The following is a 1,457-nucleotide window of genomic DNA, read 5'->3' as shown; positions in this document are numbered from 1 at the left end:
TTAGAAATTACATATTGTACTGTAGCTTTTGCTCTTCTGTCTGATAAGGATAGGTTGTAGGCATCACTTCCTCTATAATCGGTGTGCGATTTAGCCAATATGATTAACTTTTTGTTGCTTTTCATTACCGCTACCAATTTGTCTAACTCTGTTGCTGCTGCTTCGGTGATATTGGCTTTATCATAATCAAAATAGATAGGTTGCAATAATACTTCGTTTTCTGTTACAATTGCTTCAATTGGTTTTAGTAAAATGTTTACTATAGTTTGCGGCTCATTAGTTTTTCCAACGGCAAATGTATTGCTCTCGTAGCCCTCTTTTGAGGCTTGAATGGCATAGTCTTTGTCGCAATCAAGTCTAAAGGTTACTTCTCCTTCTTGGTTTGATGTAGCAGCTGTAACCACTTTGTTTTTATCGTCTACAAGAGTAACAGTAGCATTGGTTATGATGTTGTTGGTTTTTGCATCAGTCACCATAGCAAGAAGTTGCACGGCGCAAATTGGAGTAGCTCCAAAAAGGTCGTCAGTTCCGTTTCGATTACTCGATAAAAATCCTATTTTTTTGTCTGTGTTGAAGGTAAAAGCAAAATCATCTTTTTCAGTATTTACCGGTTTTCCCAGATTGGTAGCTTCAGTTCCTTTCGCTAAATCCGCTTGAAAAATATCTAAGCCTCCTAGTCCGGGTTTTCCGCTAGAAGCAAAATACAATGTCGTGTTATCATCGGCTATAAAAGGAAAACTTTCGGTGCCTTCTGTATTTATTTTGTTGCCTAGATTTTCTGGTTTACCATAACTGCCGTCAGCGTTTACCGCTACTTTCCAAATATCTACTCCGCCTATGCTTCCTGGCATGTTCGATGAAAAGTAAAGTGTTTTCCCGTCTTTGCTCACACTTGGATTACTGCTGGAATAGGCTACGCTATTGAATGGCAATGCTGTGATTGAACCCCATTTTCCTCCTTCTTTTGTGGCTTTATACAAATTGTTTCTTCCTAGTTTAAGGTTGTTGGCTTTGTCTTTTTGTGATGCGGATTCTCTAAAACTATCACTCGAAAAATATAGGGTGTTTCCGTCAGCAGTTACAGTTACAGGTCCGTCATGAAATTTAGAGTTTAACTCGTTTACTGCCGCTGCATTAGTGATGGTTCCATCTGAATTGTAATCGGCTTTGTAGATGTCTAAAAACGGTTCTTTGTTCCAGCCGTATTCTTTTCTTGAAGCGTTTCTTGCGCTTGTAAAATAAAGTTCGTTAGTAGATAAAAAGGCTCCGAAATCAGATTTATCGCTATTGATTTCTAATGCTTTTACATCAAATGCTTTTTCTTTGTTTTGCAAGGCTGCAATATAGTTTGGATTTTGTTGAAACGTTTGGGCACGTTGATCGTTTGGTACCAAGCTTGCAAATTTTTTCATTTGCTTGTTGGCTTCTTCATACTTGCCGTTGGCTTTTAGCATTTG

The 1,457-nt window shown here is 38.2% G+C and carries 1 protein-coding gene; it reads right to left on the bottom strand.

The window, feature by feature from the left end; all coding sequences use genetic code 11:
* Positions 1–1,457: OmpA family protein (locus tag F6464_RS14315; RefSeq protein ID WP_151108622.1), on the bottom strand; the 1,457-nt coding region annotated here is incomplete at both ends.

This window comes from Flavobacterium luteum, from assembly GCF_008806775.1.
Classification (GTDB): Bacteria; Bacteroidota; Bacteroidia; order Flavobacteriales; family Flavobacteriaceae; genus Flavobacterium; species Flavobacterium luteum.
Note: the sequence above shows the minus strand (reverse complement) of the source record. Positions and strands in the feature narration are given on the sequence as shown.